Origin of the sequence: Glaciecola punicea ACAM 611 (genome assembly GCF_000252165.1) — a bacterium.
GTDB lineage: Bacteria > Pseudomonadota > Gammaproteobacteria > Enterobacterales > Alteromonadaceae > Glaciecola > Glaciecola punicea.
This window is the reverse complement of the sequence record NZ_BAET01000002.1, coordinates 73,104-94,320: the sequence shown is the minus strand read 5'-3', so window position 1 is coordinate 94,320 and position 21,217 is coordinate 73,104. Positions and strand designations below refer to the sequence as shown.

Sequence of the window (21,217 nt, the reverse complement as noted above, 5' to 3'; positions counted from 1 at the left end):
GACGACCTCAGCGCTCGATCATTGTTAGGGGACGGCCCAAAACTAATTGTGAGCTTTATATGAACTGGGTGATTTTGTTTGTGGCTGGTCTTACGATTGCAAATGCCTGACCAAGTACCCAACGAGCAGTGGTAACGATATTCGCTAAGAAATCTTTAATCGCCAGTAAACGTAGTTTGCCAAGCTCTTCTTTAGCATCAATTTGATAGCAGCCCTGAGCTTGAAGTTAACGGAACCGGCTCTGCCTGTAACCAGTTTAACTTGTCATACTGCGCTTGTGCACTGGTAATATGCAAGGTAAAAGCATGACGAGATTTATCAGAACGATTAGCTTCACTAAAATGTGGCAAAACACCGTTAAACACTACAAGCGATCCTGCTTTTACTTCTAATGGTAAGGCCCGTTCATTTGCTGGCCATTTAATATTTGTTAATTGTACAAGTTCAGTGCTGTCGTTAGGGTAGCGTTTAAATTGCTCTTTTAGAGGGAAATTTGCACCTGCTTTGTCTACTTGTAGGCAACCGTTGAGTAATGTGGCATCTTCTATCGCAAACCAAAATGTGACTACCGACATTGGCATAGTGTAAAAATAAGAAGCGTCTTGATGCCACCGAATTACGCCGCCTATTTTGGGCTGTTTAAAAATGTACATCGACTGGCGAATTTCAGGCGCTATAACGCCAAGGCCTTTGGCGATATCTGAAATTATTTTAGATTGGCTAAAGGCCTTGAACTCTGGCGATAATACATGCAGTGCATGGCCAATTTTATTGATGCTCAAGGATTTGTCTTGTTGTAATTCGCCAGAAGATGAGAAAGCTTCTTCCTCAAAAAAACATCTTACTTTGTCACCTGACGCTAAAAAATAGTGGTCACGGTTAGTGTCGGCGTTGTCAGTAGAAAAAACAGATCTTGTTGACTCTGGGTCAAAGTCATCCACTATTTTAAGGGCGGCTTGGCGCAGTGTTTGCATCTGCTGCGGGCTAAATAGTTCATCCAAAGCCAAATGACCTTGTGTTTGATATGCTTGCTGCTGTGCTTGAGTGAGCATTTATTCAATTCCTAACTTTGCATAAATTTTTAGACTTCAGTCTCATTACCTGTCTAATGAGCTTGTCATATTTAGTTTATGTTTTTTAGTGCGTAGGTCAAGGTGTCTTCGTTAGGCGTTGCATCTAAGTCGGCGATTTGGTCCATCATTGCTTGGTGCGAGGTCATTTCAATCACCTTGTCGAGACGGCGCTCAAAAGCTTCGTTAGAAATGGATCCGCGACTATAGGTATGCACTAGCACATCAATTACGTTTTTAGTAAAAAAACTAGCTGATTTTGACATAAAGGCACAAAAGTCGCAGAAATATCATCTTGGGTAGACTTACGTATACCACCTAAAGAAGTTAAGCTTGGGATGCTTTAGGCACAAGCTCATCGAAGATTTATGAAAGCGCGTCTTCCGGTTGCTGCATTATTACTGTCTGAAAAAGCGAAGTACATCTATATTGGTCCCAATGGCCGTGATGTTCTCAACGCAGAAGATGTTTCAAAATATGAAAATAAGACTGAAAAAGAACTCGATACCAAATGTGCCAAATGCTTGGCAACAGGCCTGATGTTTTTGTAAAGAGTCCTAGAAAGCGTGTAAACTTACATAAATATTTTGCATCTGCTGACCAAGAGCCTAATATGCGCCTGCTGAGTAGGTCAATTCATAACTATGACTGTAAATTTCTAATATATTCCCAAAAGGGTCTTCCATATATATCATGCGGTAAGGTTTTTCACCGGGATAGTAATAGCGCGGCTTTTCCATGCGCTTTTTACCGCCGGCAGCGACTATAGCCTCGGCTAGCTCTTCTAGATTTGGATCTTGAACGCAGAAATGAAAAACGCCTGTTTTCCAATATTCAAAGTTGTCGTCAGGATTTTTTTGGTCTTTAAATTGGAATATTTCTACACCAACACGGTCGCCAGTCGACAAATGCGCTATCTTAAATTTTTCCCAACCACCTCCAAATACGTCGGTACACATTTCACCAATAGGACTGCTATCTTCTTTTATTTCAGTGGGTTTCATGATCAAATACCAGCCAAGTACCTGAGTATAAAATTCAACGGCCTTATCTACATCAGGAACCGAAATTCCGATATGTGAAAACGTTCTTGGGTATGCGCTTGTCATCATTCTCTCCAAATAATATTGTGTTAAGTTAGGCTAATAGTATATTCAAAAATCACTGTTTGTCTGTGTGATTATCAATTCAGTAGCCTTACTATAATCGCAATGATAAAGTATGAAAAATTATTATTTGGATTACTATTGAGTACCTTTTGTAATGATTAATATCATCTGGTTAAAAACATTTTGCACCTTGGCTGACATCGGTCATTTTACGCGAACCGCTGAAATACTCTTCATGACCCAATCGGGCGTTAGCCAGCAAATAAAAAAGCTGGAACAGCAACTTAGTACGCCACTGCTGATACGTGAGGGCAAGTCGTTCATATTAACTGACGCTGGATTACAACTTTATCAAGAAGGCCAGTCCTTGGTGACTGCCAATGAGCGACTTGGGCAACAGTTAAGGCAAGATGATGCATTCGAAGGAAGAATAAGATTGTCGACCCCCGGGAGTATAGGTCTAAACCTTTATCCATTTTTACTCGATTTACAACAGCAGCACCCGCAATTAATCATGACTCATGCATTTGCGCCAAACAAAAGCATTGAACGAGACGTGAGACTGCGCCATGTTGATTTAGGCATAATGACACAGCCAAGTTCATGCGATGATGTCTTGTGCGAAGCAATAGGACAAGAAGCTCTTGTATTAGTTACCCACAGCAGTATTCAAAAAATTGATTGGGACTTGTTACTGCAATTGGGTTTTATTTCACACCCTGATGGCAACCATCACTGTAATACTTTATTAAGCAGAAACTTTCCTCAATTTGAGCATGTGAGCCAATTTACTGAAAAAGGTTTTTCAAATCAAATAAGCCTTATTTTAGAGCCGGTAAGTCGTGGCTTTGGCTTCAGTGTTCTGCCCATGTATGCTGCAAAGGCATTTGCTGCGCAACACAAGATTTGTATCCATATTTTATCCGTTGCTGTAAATGAAACCTTATATTTGTGTCGCCATACCCAAGTAAGCCAAAGCCAACGTATAAAATTTATAAGCGAACGTATCAAACGTTTTTTAGCCATTAATTAAAAGTAATCCTATCTTGAGGTTTCAACTATCATAGGGTTTATGCTCACCTTGTGCCGACATTAGACCCATTTTTGATGCTAGATGAATTTGGTGCTCGTGACGCACAAGACTATATACTAGGTTTTCCAAAGCACCCTCATAGAGGCTTTCAAACCGTTACCTATATGCTAAAGGGTAAGATGGGCCACAAAGACGCCATTGGTAATTCGGGTGTAATTGAAGACGGCGGCTTGCAGTGGATGAATGTAGGCAAAGGCATTATTCATGAAGAAATGCCACAGCAAACGCAGGGCCGAATGCAAGGTTTTCAGCTTTGGGTGAATCTGCCTGCAAAAGAAAAAATGTCTGAGCCAGGCTATTTAACCTCAATTTTTAGATATACATTTGCAGGAAGGCTGCACTGTTTCATGGTCTGTTGACGCTAAGCAAAATGGTTTTATATATGTTTATGAGAGGATGTAACCGCTTTTTGTTTCAAGCCTCTACATCTAAGAAGTGCTGAGGTGCTGACTACCTTGCAAAACTTATAGTATTTCATATGTAAACACATCATCAAATCTACACTCAAATACGACTGCAATTTTAAAAGCGACTTCTAAGGAAGGTGAGTACTTACCTTTTTCAATAGCCATTATAGTCTGCCTGGTAACGCCAACGAGATCAGCCAGTTCTTGCTGAGTCATTTCATCAGCAAAAAAACGCTTTTCTCTGACCCGATTTACAATCTGAAATTGTGTCAGCATTAATAGCCTCTTCGATAAAAAAATATTTGCCCACCAAATCTCACTATTTCAGACAATATAAATGTGAACATTAAAATATGCGCAGTTAGCAATGGAATTTGCAGCGAAGAATGTTGTTCCGCAAATTCGGGGTTATATTCTAGCGTTATTATTCTTCCTAAGGTAATAACCACACCCACCACTAAGATTGAATAACCAAGACTATTAGCTTTATATTCGAAAGCTTTATCACGCTCATCGCTTTGCAATGCGGCTTCTTTTTTATTGCTTGCATTTAGTACTGCGTGGAAAAATATTTCAACCACAATGCTTAAAAAAACGGCTTGAATTAAATAATCTTTTGCAGCTTCTTTGGCTATTTCTGGCGGCTCACCAATCAGCATGAAAATGCTATAGAAGTAATACCCAAAAATACTGACCGTGCTAATAAATGAAATCCATGCGCTCTTTTCTTTAAATGACATGTCCATACTAAATTCTCTTAGATAATATGCGTGAAGAGTAATTTAAAATTAACTCCATGTCAAAAATATTATACATTAAGTTAATTTTAAAGAACATTTTTAAGATCATAGCAGATTTTAAAGTGGGCTTGCGTTATAAAAAAGGGGCAATGACACGGTGTTTTGTCAACCACGGTGCTGTTTAATAGTTATATTTAGGATGCACTCGCTTGAATTAGCCTTTCCATACTCAGTAAAATGGGTTCACGTATTTATGAGCCATCGCTAAGCAGGTACCACCGGGGCCAGTGTTCGCGGTGTCGCCGCAGTCGATTTATTGCAAGGTAGTGACTCTGCTCAAAAGCGGGCCGAGAAAGCCTATGGTGAACGGCCCTATGCCAAGATTATATTAGCGCTTTGAAGATTGCGTAATTTCCTTAAAAAAGGGTGCTTTAACTTTTTCTCATCCTTAGTAACACAACAATTGCAATTGCTAAAACAAGTATGGCGACAGCTTCGTAGAGAATGTTTTGCGGATCCATGTCTTTACCCTGCAGGATTATTAGGCGGGCAAGTGCGGTTATTGCGATAAAGATGGGGTATACAAATACCGAGTTTCTATCAGAATAAAATACCGCTACCATTGCAATAACTTCTAGATATAAAAACATGAGCAGTATGTCTGCAAGGATTATTGTTCTAGCCTTGAATATTGTCTGGATTTCAAAGCCAACACCGCCCAAAGTCAGTATTACTAAAAAAAACAATAAAATTCGTTCTATAATACTAAAAAACCCTAAAACGACAGAGCGCTCCTTTTCACTTGGGTCAGGCCCGTCGACGACTTTTGCTGAGTCTTCTTTTGTATTAGCATCGTTATCATTTTGTTTTTTTGAAGTCATATGTGAGCTTAATTACCTGAATTGACGCTTCGCAAAGTAGATACTAACATAGCGCTAGTGTGGTAATTTAGCAAATATTCGACCATATTATATTGATAACAGACGTAACCGTGCCCCAAACATAAGTTATATTGTCTAGTCAATTTTTAGCGAGTACCATTGACTCGATTCTAAATTAGCGACATAGTCGACTCACATTCAAGTCTATCTTTCAATTGTTCCTGCCTCAAGAGCCCAACCAGACATATGCAGTATAAAAAAAACCTAATTGATCATTTAATATTGGAGCTTGAACAAGCCTACCAAGCAGCTTTAACTGAAGCAAAAAGGGCATACTCCACCTCAACAGACAAAGCTAATGTTGCAGAAAATAAATACGATACGCTCGCGCTAGAGGCAGCCTATTTAGCCGAAGGTCAAGCTAAGCGCGCAGCACAATGCCTAGCTGATTTGAAAGCAACCCGCACGCTTGAAGCGCGCGATTATTCACCAGGTGACGCCATTGCGGTAGGCGCATTAATTATCTTAGAAGATGAGCATGAAAAGTCATTATCTCTATTTCTAGCACCCGTAGCAGGCGGGCTAAAATTTGTAGTAGAAGAAAGGGCGATAATGGTCATTACACCATCATCGCCGCTAGGGAGGCATTTGCTGGGGAAATTTGTTGACGATGAGTTCGAGTTTACAGTCGGGTCGCGTAAAAAGAACTACTTAATCAGCGACATTGTCTAAAGCAATGGAGATACATGCTAGTCCACACGAGCTTAATCTACACCTTATTATACCATTGCTTTTTATAGCGTTTCTTAGCCTTTTCATATCTACAATATTAGCGCAGGCTGTGAGAAGAGCTAAAGATAAAAACTAAAGATAAAAACAGGGAGATTTTGAAAATCAAATCACAGCTCGGGTTTTTGTGTTACGGGCGCGCTCTGTGTAATCTCAAACGTCAACGGATTCTTCGCGCTTAACTTGCCGCCGGTAACCTTTACTGTATCTTCGCGAATAGCCTGCTGGATTTCCTTATTCACCTTATACATAAGAACAATACGTGCTGCGATAATCGCGGCAGCTACCGGCATTAGTATCGACACAAAATGTTCATAAGCCACTAGCGCTGGGGTGAATGTAAGCGCGGTCATTATCGCTAAAATAATAAGTAGCAGATACATTGAATAAGGCTTAAAGACAATAATCGTTTTGCCAGGGGTATGAGTGCGTTCAAAAAACAAGTTCATGGGCTACACTTTCCTTAAAAATAAATAATAATGTGACGATGCCAGCGAACGCACAGCGTTACGAGTTAACTGTTACTAAATCTGCATCGCCATCACGTTCACGCTCGTAATCTTTAGTGTGGTCAGACGCTAAAAGCATATACACGTTAGGTAGTACTATTAGCGTAAAAAAGGTGCCTACCAGCATACCCGCCACTAGTATTATGCCTATACTGTTTCGCGCTTCTGCGCCTGCGCCAGTCACTAGCACTAAGGGAAAGTGACCCAGCACGGTTGCTGCGGTGGTCATGAGTACGGGTCTTAGCCTTGTTTTTGCAGCGCTTTTGACCGCTTCTATTTTATGTAGACCTTGGCGTTGCATATGGTTCGCAAACTCTACAATTAATATACCATTTTTAGCAATAAGGCCTACCAAGGTTATAAAGCCTACTTGAGAATAGATATTGATGGTAGTGAAGTTTAAAAATGAAAACATCATCGCCCCGGCAAGTGCTAATGGCACGGAACCAAGCAGTACCACCAAAGGGTCTCTAAAGCTATTGAACTGAACCGCTAATACAAAATATACAAACACCAGTGCAATTAACAGCACGCCTTCTAATGTGCTGCCTTGTAGTCTAATTTGTCTTGATTCACCCGCATAGTCAATAGAATAAGTTTGCGGGAGCATTTGCGCCGCTATGTCTTCAAGGGCACTTAGACCTTGCTCTTTAGTGGTGCCGGGTATTACTTCACCAAACACTCTAAAGGCATTTTTTTGCTCGAATTTAGACAGTACTCGAGGCGCGGTTTCAGTTTGCAGTTCAGCAATAGCGCTAAACGGTATTGTGCTGGCGTCGCCTATGCGAATTTGCAAATCCATAATCGCTTGAGGGTTTAAGCGTTCGGTAGGCGAAAGCATGGGAATTACGCGATAGGCACGGCCGTCTTGGTTGTAGCGGTTCACAAAATTGCCCGAGAGCATAGTAGATAGCTGCCTGTTTACGCTGGCTAAGTCTAAGCCTAAATCGGCAATGCGCTCTCTATCTAAGATAAACCGAACTTGGGGCAGGTCTATTTTTAAATCGGTACTGGCGAATAAGAATTTGCCCGAGCGGTTGGCGGCTTGCACCATTTTGTCGGCGTAAATTTTCATGTCGGCATATGGCTCGGTGCTCAGTACTACCAGTTCTACCGAAAAGTTGCCGGCGGTGGGCAAGGCCGAATCCAACACTGGAAATGCCTTTACCCCGGGCACCTGCGACAGGCTGCCAAAGGCCTGCCAGTATATTTCTTGCACGCTTTGACTACGCTCGTTAACAGGTACAAAGTTAAGGCCAGAAAAGCCCGCCGCAGGATTCACTATTTGCCACATGTTTGTCGCGCCTTCAAGCTCAAGTAGAGTGTCTACCACGTCGTTCATGTGCGTGAGTGTATAGTCTAAAGAGGCCTCAGGCGCCGACTCAATAATAACGTTTATACTTGATTGGTCCTCTGTAGGCGCCAGTTCTTTTAATGAGAGTAGATAAAACGGTACGCTGAGCAAAGACAAGATAAAGCCAGCCACTAAAATTTGCGATCTTAACGACATGGTTTTATCAAGCACCTTGCCGTAAAATATTTGCAGTGATTCAAAATAGCCATTTATCTTTTTGGTTATTTTGCCTTCCTTGCCGCCTTCAGGGCTAGCATAAGCTGCCATAATAGGAGACAGGGTTAGTGCGACTATGCCTGAAATTATGACCGCTATTGCCAAAGTAAATGCAAACTCTTTAAACAATGCACCGGTTAAACCCGTTAATAAGCCTATGGGCGCATAAACAGCCGCCAAGGTAATCGTCATACTTATTATAGGCGCAAGTAACTGGCGAGAGCTGGCAAGCGCCGCTTCCATTTTGCCCATGCCTGAGCGCATGTAGCGCGCCACATTTTCTACCACCACTATGGCGTCGTCTACTACCAAGCCCACCGACAATACTATGGCCAACACGGTTAACAGATTAAGGGAAAAACCTACCATATACATGGCGGCTATCGCCCCTAGTATCGAAATAGGAATAGTCACTAAGGGCACTAATGCGGTACGAAACGAGCCCATCATTACCAGCACAACTAGACCTACCAACAACACCGTTTCGGCTAGGGTGATGAATATTTCGCGCAGCGAGTCGCGCATATAAATAGTGCCGTCAAAGCCGTCGGTAATGCTTAAGCCGCTAGGCAAGGTTTTATTTATTTCGTCTATCATTACATATAGGCGATCGCCAATTTCAAGCTCATTCGCGCCGGGCAGGGGCCAAACCGATATGTACAGTACTTGCTCTTTGTCTAAACGAGCGGTGGTGACGCCTTCTTCTTCGCCTAACATAACAGTGGCGATGTCACGAATTCTTACCTGATTGTTATTGCTATCGCGCACAACCAAATTTTCAAACTCTTTTACGCTGCTTAAACTGGTGTCGGTTAATAACGATATGCGCTGCTGATCGTTCTCGCTGTTGCCTATTGTGGCAATTAAGTTATTAGCGCGAAGTGCGCTAGACACGTCGTCGGCAGCGACATCAAGCGCCGCCATTTTTTGTGGATCTAGCCAAATTCGCATGGCCGGTGAGCGCGCGCCTTCAAGCCCAATGCGCTGAACACCGGGTATTGAAGCCAAAGTAGGCGAGACATTTCGGGATAAGTAATCGCTTACTTCCAAGCGTGACATACCTGCGTTTTCTTCATCATAATTTACGGTTAAGTAAAAAATAGCGAAGGGACGGTCGGCTCTTACAACTTGAATAGCGGGGTCTTCAGCGCCTTCGGGCAGTTCAAAGCGAATTTGATCGATACGTGATGATAGTTCCGCTAATGCGGATGAACTGTTTTCATTGAGTTTAAGCCAAACGGTTACAAAACTCAGGCCCGGTGTGGTGTTTGAATCTATATAGTCAACGCCCGGCACCGACGATACAGCCCGTTCAATGGGTTCGGTTATAAACCCTTGCACAATTTCGGCTGAAGCGCCTACATAAGGCGTTGTTATTTGGATAGACGCACTGCTGATCTGCGGAAATTGCAGTACCGAAATATTCATGGCAGCGCGTATGCCAAGCAGTATAAGCACTAGCGAGAACACAATAGCAAGCACCGGGCGCTTGCTAAAAATGTCCATTTTGGAAGGGGTGTTTAATAAAGTGGCACCGGCTTCATGTTTGTCTAGCGTGTTAGATCCGCTGTTTATTTTGTCATTCACTTATAGTGCCTGCTTACAATTGTGCGATGAGTATGGAAAGTGCGTAACAGATTGCTCTGATGCTGATTATTCTTTAACGTACGTTAGTATATTGGGAAAGAGTTTAGCTGAGCCTACGGTAGCCACTAGTTCACCGGCCTCAACGCCGCTTGAAATGTGGCTTAAATCGGCCTCTTTACTCACCACGTTTACAGGCTTGCGGGCCGCTCTATAATTGCCTTCATCGTCTTTAGTTAGCACATATACAAAGCTGCCAAAAGAGTCGTAGCGAATAGCTTGGTTAGGCAGTGGAATAACCGGCTTTTCATCGCCCGTCGGCAGCTGTAGCGATACGACTGCGCCGGGGCGCATGTTTTGCGGCGGACTAACTATTTCAGCGCGGGCTTGCAGTGTGCGCGAACTTGTATTTAGCTGTTGATTAACCGCTACTATGGTTGCTGATGTGGCAGCATTAGCGTCTTGTAAAGGGCGCGCGCTGGCCAATGCCTTAGCATTCACCATTATCAAGGTACCTACTTTAATATTAGCGTAAATTTGTGGCAGATTGAAGTCAACCCACACGGCCTTATCTTTCCCCGTAACATTTATAAAAAAAGTGTTAGCGGGTAAGTAAGTACCAACTTTCCAATCGTGAATGCTGGTGTATCCCCTGAAAGGCGCGATTAAGGTCTTTTTAGCAATGGTAGCTTCTAATGCCCGCGCACGTGCTTTATTTATGGCAAGCTGAGCGCTTGCACGATCAAGCTGCTCTTTTGAAGATGCACGCACATTCAGCAAATCGGCAAAGCGTTGCACTTCAAGTTTAGCTAAGTCAATTTGAGCTTTCACAGCATCTAGCTGCGCCATTTCGGTGTCTACATTGAACTGCGCTAATATGTCGCCTTTGTTGACCTTAGCAGCCGATCCCACATTTACCGTGGTCAGTATACCTTCAACTTCATTACGTACATCAACGCTTGCTTTAGATCTTACTTGGCCCACTACCGTGACGGTCGGCTGAAAGCTAGACCACCGTGCTTTAGTTGCTTCCACTGTTTCGCTGGCTTCAGGAAAAGACGCACCAAAGGCCATTGCCGCTTTTATTTGCGTAAATTTCACAAAGCCCAAGCCCGCAATAATCACCAGTAGGGAAACAATGGTGATTAGCCAGCGTTTAAGTTGGAGCATGTATTCATTCCTTATAAATGGTTAACCATGAAGATGATGTAAAAGCTACAATTAGAAAAGCAACATGCAGTTCATAATATTACTGTATATGCGTCCGTAAAGACTATTAAATATCGTTTATTTATAAATAGATGGGTAAGGTAAAAGTGCTATAAAAAATTCACTTTATATGCAAAAGAATAGAAGTAATCAGGAGCGAGCGTGCGACCTTAAACGCGTTTTAGCAAATCATAGTAGGTGAAATTGCACCGCCCATGCTTGTGACTAAGGGCACAAAAAAATTAATTTATCTTACGTTAAACGTTGAGGCCTTGCATATGCGGGGCCTTCTTTCACCAACTCGTTTAGCATTTCTCTAACTTAGCATATGCCAGCATAAGCCATTTACTGCCAATATCGTCAAAATGCACCTGTACTCGGCCATGCTCGCCGCTGCCTTCATAATTCAACACCGTGCCTTCCCCGAACTTGGCGTGCATAACGCGTTCTCCTAAGGCAAAACCGCTGTCGACAAAAGAAGTATGCGAGGCTTGCCCGCTAAACCGATTATAAACAGGCTGGGCGACCTGCGAGCGCAAGCGTATTTCTTCAATGAAGTCGCCAGGAATTTCTCTCACAAAGCGCGATATAGTGTGGTATTTATCTTGGCCATAGACACGCCGTGTTTCTGCGTAAGTGATTATTAGTTGTTGCATAGCACGGGTCATGCCCACGTAGGCTAACCTGCGCTCTTCTTCTAAACGGCTGGGTTCTTCATTGCTCATATTGCTAGGGAACATACCTTCTTCAACGCCGGCTAATATGACTAAGGGGAATTCGAGTCCTTTTGCGCTGTGAATGGTCATAAGCTGCACCGCGTCTTGGTCTACATCGGCCTGGGCGTCGCCGGCTTCTAAACTAGCGTGGGCTAAAAAGGCGGCTAAGGGCGTCATTTCTTCGGTATCGTCAGGTATTTCAAACTGCTTAACAGCGGTGACTAATTCTTGTAAGTTTTCTATTCGCGCTTGCGCCTTATCGCCTTTTTCTGCTTGATACATGGCGTATAAACCAGAGCCTTTAATGACGCTGTCGGCTTGTTCGTGCAGCGGCATGTCGAAGGTGTCTTTTGCCTGCTTGTCGATGGTGTCAAAAAAGCTAGCCAGTGCTTTTGCAGCGCGCCCCGACAGACGTTTTTCATTAAGCATTGCTTGGCCTGCGTCCCACATGGATTTTTCGTGTTCACGCGCAAACTGGCGAATAATGCCTAGCGTTTTATCCCCTAAACCGCGAGCGGGTGTGTTAACCACCCGTTCAAACGCAGCGTCGTCTACGGGGTTACTGATTAAGCGTAAATAGCTTAATGCGTCTTTAATTTCTTGGCGTTCAAAAAATCGTAGTCCGCCATATATTCTATAGGCCATGCGTTGATGCAGTAAGGCTTCTTCCAGCACACGTGACTGGGCATTGTTTCGGTACAAGATGGCGCACTCGCTCAGCGCGGCGCCTTGTTCATGAAAGTCTTTAATACGCGACACAATAAAGCGCGCTTCGTCTACTTCATTAAAGCCGGCGTAGAGAGCGATCTTTTTGCCTTCCTCGCCCTTCGTCCACAGCTCTTTTCCTAAGCGGCCGCTGTTGTTGTTTATAACCGCGTTTGCCGCACTTAGTATATTGCTGGTACTGCGATAGTTTTGTTCAAGACGAATGGTTTGGGCGTTAGGAAAGTCTTTCAAAAAATGCGCTATGTTTTCAACATTAGCGCCGCGCCAGCCGTATATTGATTGATCGTCATCGCCCACAATCATCATGTTGTTGTCTTTGGTGGTGAGTAGCTTAAGCCAAGCGTACTGAATGTTGTTGGTGTCTTGGAATTCGTCTACTAATATTGAGCGAAAGCGTTTTTGATAGTGCTTTTTAAGTGACTCGTTGTCGCGAATAGTTTCATAGCAGCGCAGCAATAGTTCAGCAAAGTCGACTAGGCCTGAGCGCTGGCAGGCGTCTTCGTAAGCCTTGTAAATATCGCGCATTTTCTTTTGCGTGGGGTCGTCGAAGGTTTCAACTTGGGCGGCGCGAAGGCCTTCGTCTTTATTACCGTTTATGAACCACTGCACTTGTTTGGGTGGCCAGTGTTTTTCGTCTAAGTTTAAGGCTTTTATCAGGCGTTTTACTAAACGATACTGATCGTCGCTGTCTAAGATAGTGAAATTTTGCGGTAGTTTCGCTTCTTCATAATGTAACCTAAGCAAGCGATGCGCTAAGCCATGAAAGGTACCCATCCACATATTTTTGAGTGAATTACCCATAAGCCTTTCAACGCGCGAGCGCATTTCTTTTGCCGCTTTGTTTGTAAAAGTTACTGCTAGCACACCATAGGGGGATATATGCTCCACTTCAATTAACCATGCAATCCTATGCACCAGCACGCGTGTTTTGCCACTGCCTGCGCCCGCGAGTATGAGCATGTTTTGATTGGGTGCCGCTACAGCTTCTCGCTGTTTATCGTTTAGTTCGTCAAGAAGAAGGGAAACATCCATTCAATAGCCTTTATATATAGGTGATAATGTGAGTAAAAGCGATTTGCTTATATATGCTAAATATAACAAGAAAATGCGCACAAAGCTGTCTATTTATACAGGCTTTTATGCTGGCATTTATTTAGGCCGACTTTTGCTAATAACGTCGCCTATGCTCGCATACTGATTTGCGCCTAAGCGGGCTAAAGGGTTCACAGCTAAAGCGTCGATATAAAAACGCTCGTTTTGTTGTGAAATTACGCTGTCATCTGCATACAACTCTAAGGCTTGTGCAAACACAAGCTGCTGAGGCGTGTTGCCAATTTCGCTGGTGCTGTGTACTTTGCACAAGTAAGCAATGGGACAGTCGCTAATGCGTTTTAGAGGCCAGTTCGCGTGTTCAACAAGTGATACCCTACTATGGTCTATTTCACTCTCGCCATATTCTAGGGTGGCGGCGGTGGCGGTAACTGTGTCGGCCTGTTCTAAGTGGGCAATATGAATAACGCAGTACGCGCCAACGACTAGGTTTGTTGCGGTGTCTTTGGCTGCACCATCTGGCTTTTTGCCCATAGACAACATACATAAGGGCGGATCTGAACATACTGCATTAAAATATGAAAAGGGCGCCAAGTTCATACTCGCATTACTGTTTTCGCTAAGCACCCATGCAATGGGTCTAGGTATTATAGTCTGTGTCATTACGTGGTATATGTTGGTGTTAGACAGGGTCGACAAATCAATATTCACTGGGTTTCCTTTTCTAAATTTATCATGTAAGCCAATGCAAATGATTTTTCGGTGCAAGGGCGCATTTACTTATTTTATACCATTTCATTACGTTTCTTAGATGAAGGGCTTGGTTAAGGCGATACAGCGAAGCATGTTTTTACTATATTTTAAACCTTGGTGTGATAATTATACGCATTAGTGCAAAATTATTCGATTTGAGTGTTCATTTATTTGCGTTTTAGCACTACAATCAATACCACACATAAAGTGGATTCCAAAGTAGACGAGTAAAATGGGTAAAGACAATCGTGTAAAATTAGACGACTTTGATGCAGAAGAGTTAGCACATTCATCAAAGAATAAAAGCGCCGAGCATATTAGAACCGGGCTTGAAAAAAAGGAGCGCGAAAAAAGGCTTAAAAACAGTGAATCTAAAAAACGGCACCAGCCTGAGCCGGCCTCTAAAAAAGACGATTGAGTGCTCCTAAAGCATTTAGGCTTACGGCTGTCGCAAATATTTGCTTTGTGCCTGGTATTTTTATGCCTTTGTTTATATTCGATATGAACATGGCGATTGCTTTGGCCAGAGCAGGTTTTCATCTGAAATTGTGAGTAAAGAGCTCGCCACAGTTACAACTGTTAGCGAACTGTGGCGAGACAATCGCTATTAAGCCTTCGTTACTCGCGTTTTATCTTCAAATACGTTTTGCTGCATAGAGTCACATGGCATATCACAGTTTGGCTGACCCACTATTTTAGCCGGCACGCCTACCACTGTCATGCATGGCGGCACGCTTTTTAATACTACGCTGCCGGCGCCTATTTTACATCCTCGGCCTATTTCTATATTGCCTAATATTTTAGCGCCCGAGCCAATCATCACGCCTTCACGCACCTTAGGGTGACGGTCGCCCGACTCACTGCCGGTGCCACCTAGTGTAACGTCTTGCAAAATTGATACGTTGTTTTCTACCACCGCGGTTTCGCCAATAACAATGCCGGTGGCGTGGTCAAACATGACGCCTTTGCCAATTTTAGCGGCAGGATGAATATCAACACAGAATACTTCTGAGCTGCGGCTTTGCATAAATAGTGCGAGTTCTTTGCGACCACTTTGCCATAAATGATGTGCTAAACGATGTACTTGCAGAGCTTGAAAGCCTTTAAAGTGAATAATGACCGTTAAGTAGCTTGAAACCGCTGCGTCTCTAGCTACAATGGCTTGCGCGTCGGCAACCGCGGCTTCAACCATTTCAGGATTAAGCGAGTAAGCATAATTGAACATTTCGCTTAGGGTAGTAGCAGGCATTACATCGTCACTTATTTTATTTGATAATATAAAACTAAGTGACGTTTCAAAGTTATGGTGTTTTTGCACGCAAGCTTCTAAATAACTCGCTAACATCGGTTCTTTCGCTGAAACTAGTTTAGCCTCTTGTTTAAGGGCCAGCCAAAATGCTTCGCGACTAATTGTTTTGTACATACTTGCGTCTTGTGTCGTGTGAATAATTGAACATTAGTGTAGAGCAACACGCGGCCTTATTAAAGCCTAGCGGGTTATACTGGCTTAAATATTGTAAATTCAAGGCATTCGGAGAGTGATTATAGTAATTCGGGTGCACTACTTAGCTAAGACTTCGTCGATGTCGTTAGCACAATGGCGATTGCTTAGTTTCTCATTTTCAGCACCCCAAACGCGATTGACTATTCGTCCGCGTTTAACGCCTTCTCGCTGGTTGATTTGATTAGCCCATCTAAGCACGTTAGTGTAACTTTCAACTTCTAAAAAATCTCCGGCTTCATAAATCTTGCCTTGTACTAGTAATCCGTACCAAGGCCAAACAGCGATGTCGGCTATGCTGTATTCGTTACCGGCTATAAACGCATTGTGGGCTAATTGCTTATCAAGCACATCTAACTGGCGTTTTACTTCCATGGCATAGCGGTTAATCGGGTATTCAAGCTTTTCTGGTGCATAGGCGTAAAAATGGCCAAAGCCGCCGCCTAAAAATGGTGTTGCACCCATTTGCCACATAAGCCAAGCCATTACTTCAGCTCTTTTGGCAGGTTCTTCAGGTAAAAAATGCCCGAATTTTTCAGCCAAATAGACCAAAATTGCGCCCGACTCAAATATCTTTACCGGACTTGCCCCGCTACGATCAATCAAAGCTGGGATTTTTGAGTTTGGATTTATGGCGACAAAGTCACTGCCAAACTGCTCCCCTTCTTGAATATCAACAATGTATGCGTCGTATTCAGCGTCTTTTACGCCTAGCGCTAGCAACTCTTCAAACATAATGGTGACTTTTACGCCATTGGGGGTAGCTAGTGAGTGTAATTGGAACGGATGCTCGCCTATGGGTAATTCTTTGTCGTGGGTTGCCCCCGCAATAGGACGATTAATATTGGCAAACTTTGCGCTGCTCGATTGGTCCCATGTCCATACTTTTGGTGGTTGATATACCTTGCCGCTCATAAGTTACATTCCTGTTTTGTTAGCGTAATATTAAGTAATGTACTGAGTGTTATAGTCCGCCAACGCGGTTTTGGGTCAAATTGACTTGTTTTATCTGCTATGGCTTATCGTATTTTAGGCCAGTAAAAAGGCGCCATAATGGCGCCTTTTAATTTACTTTACAATTTGCTGCACAATAACATTAGTTAGTCTACAAATTGTGAATTGGGATACTTAAAAACGATAAGTAGCCTGAGCATACATAAATCTGCCCTGTGCGTTATGCGTGCCTAACACATAACCTGTCCATGAATTGTAGCTAAACGGTGGCTCTTCATTAAACAAGTTTGTTACCCCAAGTGTTAGCGTAGTATTGTCGATACCAGAAAAGTTAACTACAGTGTCAACCGTTATCATCGCGTCAATATCAGGCGCAATGGTGCCGTCTGTCCGAATTCGCACTGCTGCATCTTCTTCAAATTCGCCAACATAGTTGATGGCAAAATTTGCACTCCAGTCATCTTTTACCCAAGAGCCTGCAGTTGTCCAGCGTACCTGCGGCTGCTCAAAACCACCTTCTTGAGTGTCGATACGACCACCTGTGCGAATATCTTCGTAATTCAACACATAGTTTAAGACGTAGTTGAGTTTGAAGTCACCCATGTCGGTAGACACTCGGTAGCCTAAATCAAGATCTAGTCCCGATGTTTTAAGATCGAATAAATTCTCGAAACGATCAAAGATGTTTATCACCTGGCCAGGATCATTCTCTATGCCAGTTGCCAAACGATCTACAACCGCTGGGTTGCCACCTTGTGTGGTGAATACAAACTGCGTGTCTTTACCAATAACGTTTTCAATGTCGTAATTATAATAGTCTACCGAGAAATCAATGTTGTCGGTGACTTCATAAATCACGCCTAAGTTATAACTTTTAGACTCTTCTGGCCCTAAATTTGGGTTACCCGCCAATATGGCCGTGTACTCAAAAAGTTCGCAGGCTTGATCCACATTGCCGATAGCATCGCAGCGCACGGTATCTACTAAGCTTGGTGATTCGTCGGTACTGCCTAAACCAATTTGACTCAAAGACGGTGCACGAAAAGCAGTTCCGTATGAGCCTCGTACTGATAATTCGTCGGTAGGTGTCCATATGAAAGCAACTTTAGGATCGGTAGTGGTACCAAAATCGCTGTAGTCTTCATGACGCACCGCAACTTGAACATTCAGCGTGTTAGTAATGGGTATGGCTAACTCGGCAAAAATAGAGGTGTTGTCACGCTCTCCGTTTGCCTGTGTTGCTTCGGTACCAAACACGTCGCCGCGCAAAAACTGGTCGTCGGGGTTATCACTAATAGTCTCTTCACGATACTCCGCGCCCACTGCTAGCATAAGCTCGCCGGCCGACATATCCATAATAGGACCAGAAATTTTACCATCAAACGAACGGCTTGTAGATTTACCGTATCGAGTGGTTTGAGTTTCGATAAAATCAAGCGCTGCTTGGCTATTAGATGACGGCTCAAAGGGGTTCCATAAACCACTGTCTATAGCTTCTTGAGTACGACGTGAGTTTGGAAAACCATTTACGCCACGTTCAATTGAGTCACTCTTAATATAGCTATAAGCCGCTTCCCAGCTCCACTCGGCAATTTCACCTTGCAGGCCCAACACGCTGCGATAATAATCTGAATCGACACGCTTTTCACGATTGCCAATTTCTACCAAACGACGGCGCATAGTTAACTCTTGCTGATAAAATTGACTAGTGGGGTCATCGGCAAACGGGTGATTTGCGTTGTCAGCCGACATAAACAATTCATTAAAACTTGGGCTAGCAGCCCCTCTAATGGTGGTTTTTGAATTTTGGCCGTTTAGCTCAATAAACGCTCGCAGTTCATTATTAATCTCAAACTTGCCCATGTACATAAAGCTAACGCGCTCTGAAGCTGGCACGGTAGAGCCCATTGGTGCATAGTCATAGCGGCATAAAGTGCCCACAATGTCTTCAGCTGGACAAACATCGTTGCCGAAGGTGTCAGGTACGCGAATAGAGTTATTAGAGGCTAGTGCGATAGTGCCAGGGTAGCCCGACGAGCTTCTGCCGTCTGTGGCATAAAGGTCATTGGGTCTTAAAGCCGTTTGGTTAGCAGAGCTGGTATAGAATCTATCAGCATTAAGTATTTCTTCGCGGTCAAAATAATCCAGTACGAAGGTATGACTGGCATTTTCTGAACTGCTGCCAAACAATAGGCTGGTATTAGCTTCTTTGCCGCCGCCATCTGCAGTATCGCCTATTCTGGTGGTCACTTCTAAGCCGTTATAATCATCCTTTAATATAATGTTAATAACGCCAGCGATTGCGTCAGAACCGTAGGTGGCCGATGCGCCGTCTTTTAATATATCAACGCGTTTAATTGCCGCAATTGGAATGTTGTTTATATCAACAAAGGCCGTGTCTATTTCATTGGCGAAAGGCGAAACCGAAATACGGCGACCATTCACGAGTATAAGCGTTGAGTCAGCGCCTAAGCCTCTTAGCGATACACTTGATCCGCCATTGCCGGTGCCGTCACTGCTGTTACCTTGGGTGGAAAAGGTACCCTGTCCCGCCATGGGTAGTTTAGTAAATAAGCCTATTAAATCTGTCACGCCTGTGTTGCTGATGTCTTCGGCAGATAAGGAAGTAACCGGTGAAGGTCCTTCCATGTCGGTTCTTTTTATGTGTGAACCGGTGACTTGTATCCGTTCAACCTGACTGATTTCGTTTGACTGTGCGTGCACAGCCATGCTACTTGAAATAGCCGTGGCTAATAGAGTGAGTTTTATTGTGCTATGTTTCATTATTATCCCTGGTGGTGTTTTATTTTTTTAAAAACTTGAAGCAAAGTTATATTGCAGCTTTAATTTGCACGAGCTGACAAAACCGAATCTCACCTTCGACGCTGTTTTTAAACGTTTAAGATGATACTTATATTCGGTTTTGGCATAAAACTCATATGGCTTACTATATAGTAAGCTTAGAAAGAATAAAACACATCACTTTCCTATGCAACTAGCTTTGATTTTAGGAGGAAATTTAAATTTCTCTGACGCCTTCAAATTTTACTCGACCGCAGCACTAACATGCCAACGACCACGCCCCAAAAAGCAGACCCGATCCCAAAAAAACTCAAACTACTTGCGCTGAGCAAAAAAGTTACAAGGGCCGCTTCTCGTTCCGAGTCTGCTTGTAAGGCTGCTTTCAAACTATTGGCAATGGTTGATAGCAAGGCAAGCCCCGCTAGTGCTGCAACCATACTGTGCGGGAAAGCGGCAAATAAGCTCACGACTGCAGCGCCGAACAATCCCGCAATTATATTAAAAACACCAGCTGACACACCTGCAATATATCGACGACCTGGGTCAATGTGCGCCTCTTCACTAGTGCAAATAGCCGCGGTTATCGCAGCTAAATTAAACGTAAAACCACCAAACGGGGCAAATGCCAATGTACTCAAACCAGTTGTAGTAATTATGGGCGACACATTCTGCTGAGAATAGCCGCTGCTTTTAAGAATGGACACTCCTGGAAGGTTTTGTGAAGCCATTGTTACAATAAATAATGGAATGCCTATACCAATAATTGAGGCGAGAGAAAATTCAGGTGTCACCCATTGCGGTGTGGCAAAAGACCAATCAATTTGCGATAAGGTGAGTGCATCTGTTTGTAAACAAAATAAAGTACCTACCACTAACACGGCAAGAATAGTGTATCGAGGAAGGTAGTATTTCATCGCAACATATGTGGCGAACATAAGAATAACTAGCACTGGCATGTTATTCATTGCGCTAAATATACCAATACCAAACTGTAGCAGAATACCCGCAAGCATAGCGCTAGCGATTGAAAGCGGAATATAAGATATGAGCTTTTTGAACAGGCCTGACACGCCTACAATTACAATTAACAAGCCCACAAAAATAAACGTACCGGTGGCTTGTTCTAGACTACCGTCAGAGCCGCTAAGACTCGCGGCAATGAGCGCTGCACCGGGCGTAGACCACACAATTATTAAGGGCCGTTTATAATATAAAGATAAACCAAACGTGCACAAACCCATGCCAATACCAAGTGCCCACACCCAAGACTCCATTTGCTCAGCATTCGCCCCAGAGGCTACTGCCGCTTGAAAAACAATAGCAATAGAGCTCGCAAAACCAATTAACACTGCAATAAAGCCTGCAGTGGCAGCAGACACTGAAAAATCTTTGAGAAATGTTTTCATAGAGAAGGAAGAAATGTTTGAAAAAACAATATTGTATACAGAAAAAACGTGGTAGCAAGGCTAAACTTTCTGGGCAAACACCCATCAAGGAAATGCATTCATAGGACGGCCGTGTAAGAGTGCTTGTGATTTCACAAAAAGGATATTTTCACCGTTAGGTGAAACCTGCGGGTCTTTCACGAATGTGAATTTGAAGTAGTCTGTTGGTGATAGCCCTGCTTTACCGGGCTCGTTTGAACTTGCCTAATAGCTTGTACTTAGGAGAATCGCGCTTAAGAAAGTAATAATAGCGATAAATTTATTCGTCGTTAGCATTGAAGGGAGTCCATAAAATCATAATAGGTCATC

19 protein-coding genes and 1 pseudogene are annotated in these 21,217 nt (G+C 43.3%); 5 read left to right on the top strand and 15 right to left on the bottom strand.

Annotated elements, in window-relative coordinates; genetic code table 11:
- Window positions 1–197: 197 nt before the first annotated feature.
- A complete protein-coding gene (locus GPUN_RS00435) occupies window positions 198–1,052 on the bottom strand; it encodes a phytanoyl-CoA dioxygenase family protein (protein WP_006002283.1) in 855 nt (284 codons plus the stop codon).
- A 71-nt stretch (window positions 1,053–1,123) separates the two neighbouring features.
- On the bottom strand, window positions 1,124–1,336 hold the full coding sequence (locus tag GPUN_RS00430) for a hypothetical protein (protein WP_006002282.1): 213 nt from the start codon (window positions 1,334–1,336) through the stop codon (window positions 1,124–1,126).
- Window positions 1,337–1,438: 102 nt separating this feature from the next.
- Between GPUN_RS00430 and GPUN_RS00425 the strand changes: the two genes are divergently transcribed.
- Window positions 1,439–1,621 (top strand): hypothetical protein, encoded by a 183-nt coding sequence (locus GPUN_RS00425; protein ID WP_006002281.1) that lies wholly within the window; start codon window positions 1,439–1,441, stop codon window positions 1,619–1,621.
- Between the two features lie 57 nt (window positions 1,622–1,678).
- On the opposite strand, the gene GPUN_RS00420 is transcribed toward GPUN_RS00425, so the two are convergent.
- Window positions 1,679–2,179, bottom strand: coding sequence for a lactoylglutathione lyase family protein (locus GPUN_RS00420; RefSeq protein ID WP_006002280.1), 501 nt, complete (start codon window positions 2,177–2,179; stop codon window positions 1,679–1,681).
- Between the two features lie 154 nt (window positions 2,180–2,333).
- Here GPUN_RS00420 and GPUN_RS00415 point away from each other — a divergent pair, with 154 nt between their 5' ends.
- On the top strand, window positions 2,334–3,212 hold the full coding sequence (locus GPUN_RS00415) for a LysR family transcriptional regulator (RefSeq protein ID WP_006002279.1): 879 nt from the start codon (window positions 2,334–2,336) through the stop codon (window positions 3,210–3,212).
- Between the two features lie 50 nt (window positions 3,213–3,262).
- Window positions 3,263–3,571: pseudogene (locus GPUN_RS00410) on the top strand (pirin family protein); the annotation flags it as partial.
- 165 nt (window positions 3,572–3,736) lie between these two features.
- Here the strand turns inward: GPUN_RS00410 and GPUN_RS00405 are convergent.
- The 3 genes from GPUN_RS00405 to GPUN_RS00395 all read right to left on the bottom strand — a co-directional run bounded on the left by GPUN_RS00405 (window position 3,737) and on the right by GPUN_RS00395 (window position 5,300).
- Window positions 3,737–3,955: a helix-turn-helix transcriptional regulator gene (locus GPUN_RS00405; protein ID WP_006002277.1), complete on the bottom strand. Its 219-nt coding sequence runs from the start codon at window positions 3,953–3,955 to the stop codon at window positions 3,737–3,739.
- Window positions 3,955–4,425 carry a hypothetical protein gene (locus GPUN_RS14500; protein ID WP_006002275.1) on the bottom strand — a complete coding sequence of 157 codons (471 nt, stop codon included), beginning with the start codon at window positions 4,423–4,425 and terminating at the stop codon, window positions 3,955–3,957. The genes GPUN_RS00405 and GPUN_RS14500 overlap by 1 nt, the downstream gene beginning before the upstream one ends.
- 425 nt (window positions 4,426–4,850) lie before the next feature.
- Window positions 4,851–5,300: a phosphate-starvation-inducible protein PsiE gene (locus GPUN_RS00395; RefSeq protein ID WP_006002273.1), complete on the bottom strand. Its 450-nt coding sequence runs from the start codon at window positions 5,298–5,300 to the stop codon at window positions 4,851–4,853.
- A gap of 246 nt (window positions 5,301–5,546) precedes the next feature.
- On the opposite strand from GPUN_RS00395, the gene GPUN_RS00390 reads away from it, so the two are divergent.
- Window positions 5,547–6,032: a GreA/GreB family elongation factor gene (locus tag GPUN_RS00390; RefSeq protein ID WP_006002270.1), complete on the top strand. Its 486-nt coding sequence runs from the start codon at window positions 5,547–5,549 to the stop codon at window positions 6,030–6,032.
- 167 nt (window positions 6,033–6,199) lie between these two features.
- On the opposite strand, the gene GPUN_RS00385 is transcribed toward GPUN_RS00390, so the two are convergent.
- The 5 genes from GPUN_RS00385 to GPUN_RS00365 form a co-directional block, all read right to left on the bottom strand.
- The gene (locus GPUN_RS00385) at window positions 6,200–6,538 is read right to left on the bottom strand and encodes a hypothetical protein (RefSeq protein ID WP_006002268.1); all 339 of its coding nucleotides are present in this window, start codon (window positions 6,536–6,538) and stop codon (window positions 6,200–6,202) included.
- A gap of 58 nt (window positions 6,539–6,596) precedes the next feature.
- Window positions 6,597–9,674 (bottom strand): efflux RND transporter permease subunit, encoded by a 3,078-nt coding sequence (locus tag GPUN_RS00380; protein ID WP_051987255.1) that lies wholly within the window; start codon window positions 9,672–9,674, stop codon window positions 6,597–6,599.
- A gap of 147 nt (window positions 9,675–9,821) precedes the next feature.
- Window positions 9,822–10,922: an efflux RND transporter periplasmic adaptor subunit gene (locus tag GPUN_RS00375; RefSeq protein WP_006002264.1), complete on the bottom strand. Its 1,101-nt coding sequence runs from the start codon at window positions 10,920–10,922 to the stop codon at window positions 9,822–9,824.
- A gap of 344 nt (window positions 10,923–11,266) precedes the next feature.
- Window positions 11,267–13,435 (bottom strand): DNA helicase II, encoded by a 2,169-nt coding sequence (gene uvrD / locus GPUN_RS00370; RefSeq protein WP_006002261.1) that lies wholly within the window; start codon window positions 13,433–13,435, stop codon window positions 11,267–11,269.
- Window positions 13,436–13,552: 117 nt separating this feature from the next.
- On the bottom strand, window positions 13,553–14,164 hold the full coding sequence (locus GPUN_RS00365) for a flavin reductase family protein (protein ID WP_006002257.1): 612 nt from the start codon (window positions 14,162–14,164) through the stop codon (window positions 13,553–13,555).
- 274 nt (window positions 14,165–14,438) lie between these two features.
- On the opposite strand from GPUN_RS00365, the gene GPUN_RS00360 reads away from it, so the two are divergent.
- On the top strand, window positions 14,439–14,624 hold the full coding sequence (locus GPUN_RS00360) for a hypothetical protein (protein WP_006002256.1): 186 nt from the start codon (window positions 14,439–14,441) through the stop codon (window positions 14,622–14,624).
- Between the two features lie 189 nt (window positions 14,625–14,813).
- Here GPUN_RS00360 and cysE read toward each other — a convergent pair whose 3' ends face one another.
- The 4 genes from cysE to GPUN_RS00340 all read right to left on the bottom strand — a co-directional run bounded on the left by cysE (window position 14,814) and on the right by GPUN_RS00340 (window position 20,869).
- Window positions 14,814–15,629, bottom strand: coding sequence for a serine O-acetyltransferase (gene cysE, locus GPUN_RS00355; protein ID WP_006002252.1), 816 nt, complete (start codon window positions 15,627–15,629; stop codon window positions 14,814–14,816).
- Window positions 15,630–15,767: 138 nt separating this feature from the next.
- Window positions 15,768–16,622, bottom strand: a complete 855-nt coding sequence (gene yghU / locus GPUN_RS00350) for a glutathione-dependent disulfide-bond oxidoreductase (RefSeq protein ID WP_006002250.1) — start codon at window positions 16,620–16,622, stop codon at window positions 15,768–15,770.
- Between the two features lie 213 nt (window positions 16,623–16,835).
- Window positions 16,836–19,445: a TonB-dependent receptor plug domain-containing protein gene (locus GPUN_RS00345; RefSeq protein WP_006002248.1), complete on the bottom strand. Its 2,610-nt coding sequence runs from the start codon at window positions 19,443–19,445 to the stop codon at window positions 16,836–16,838.
- A gap of 254 nt (window positions 19,446–19,699) precedes the next feature.
- Window positions 19,700–20,869, bottom strand: a complete 1,170-nt coding sequence (locus GPUN_RS00340; protein WP_006002246.1) for a benzoate/H(+) symporter BenE family transporter — start codon at window positions 20,867–20,869, stop codon at window positions 19,700–19,702.
- Window positions 20,870–21,217: the final 348 nt, after the last annotated feature.

Excerpts from the sequence above, each read along its gene's own strand:
- GPUN_RS00380 (WP_051987255.1), bottom strand. The coding sequence starts at position 9,674 with ATGGACATTTTTAGCAAGCGCCCGGTGCTTGCTATTGTGTTCTCGCTA.
- GPUN_RS00385 (WP_006002268.1), bottom strand. The coding sequence starts at position 6,538 with ATGAACTTGTTTTTTGAACGCACTCATACCCCTGGCAAAACGATTATT.
- cysE (WP_006002252.1), bottom strand. The coding sequence starts at position 15,629 with ATGTACAAAACAATTAGTCGCGAAGCATTTTGGCTGGCCCTTAAACAA.
- GPUN_RS00375 (WP_006002264.1), bottom strand. The coding sequence starts at position 10,922 with ATGCTCCAACTTAAACGCTGGCTAATCACCATTGTTTCCCTACTGGTG.
- GPUN_RS00345 (WP_006002248.1), bottom strand. The coding sequence starts at position 19,445 with ATGAAACATAGCACAATAAAACTCACTCTATTAGCCACGGCTATTTCA.
- GPUN_RS00360 (WP_006002256.1), top strand. The coding sequence starts at position 14,439 with ATGGGTAAAGACAATCGTGTAAAATTAGACGACTTTGATGCAGAAGAG.
- GPUN_RS00420 (WP_006002280.1), bottom strand. The coding sequence starts at position 2,179 with ATGACAAGCGCATACCCAAGAACGTTTTCACATATCGGAATTTCGGTT.
- GPUN_RS00425 (WP_006002281.1), top strand. The coding sequence starts at position 1,439 with ATGAAAGCGCGTCTTCCGGTTGCTGCATTATTACTGTCTGAAAAAGCG.
- GPUN_RS00390 (WP_006002270.1), top strand. The coding sequence starts at position 5,547 with ATGCAGTATAAAAAAAACCTAATTGATCATTTAATATTGGAGCTTGAA.
- GPUN_RS00395 (WP_006002273.1), bottom strand. The coding sequence starts at position 5,300 with ATGACTTCAAAAAAACAAAATGATAACGATGCTAATACAAAAGAAGAC.
- yghU (WP_006002250.1), bottom strand. The coding sequence starts at position 16,622 with ATGAGCGGCAAGGTATATCAACCACCAAAAGTATGGACATGGGACCAA.
- GPUN_RS00340 (WP_006002246.1), bottom strand. The coding sequence starts at position 20,869 with ATGAAAACATTTCTCAAAGATTTTTCAGTGTCTGCTGCCACTGCAGGC.
- GPUN_RS14500 (WP_006002275.1), bottom strand. The coding sequence starts at position 4,425 with ATGGACATGTCATTTAAAGAAAAGAGCGCATGGATTTCATTTATTAGC.
- GPUN_RS00405 (WP_006002277.1), bottom strand. The coding sequence starts at position 3,955 with ATGCTGACACAATTTCAGATTGTAAATCGGGTCAGAGAAAAGCGTTTT.
- GPUN_RS00430 (WP_006002282.1), bottom strand. The coding sequence starts at position 1,336 with ATGTCAAAATCAGCTAGTTTTTTTACTAAAAACGTAATTGATGTGCTA.
- GPUN_RS00415 (WP_006002279.1), top strand. The coding sequence starts at position 2,334 with ATGATTAATATCATCTGGTTAAAAACATTTTGCACCTTGGCTGACATC.
- GPUN_RS00435 (WP_006002283.1), bottom strand. The coding sequence starts at position 1,052 with ATGCTCACTCAAGCACAGCAGCAAGCATATCAAACACAAGGTCATTTG.
- uvrD (WP_006002261.1), bottom strand. The coding sequence starts at position 13,435 with ATGGATGTTTCCCTTCTTCTTGACGAACTAAACGATAAACAGCGAGAA.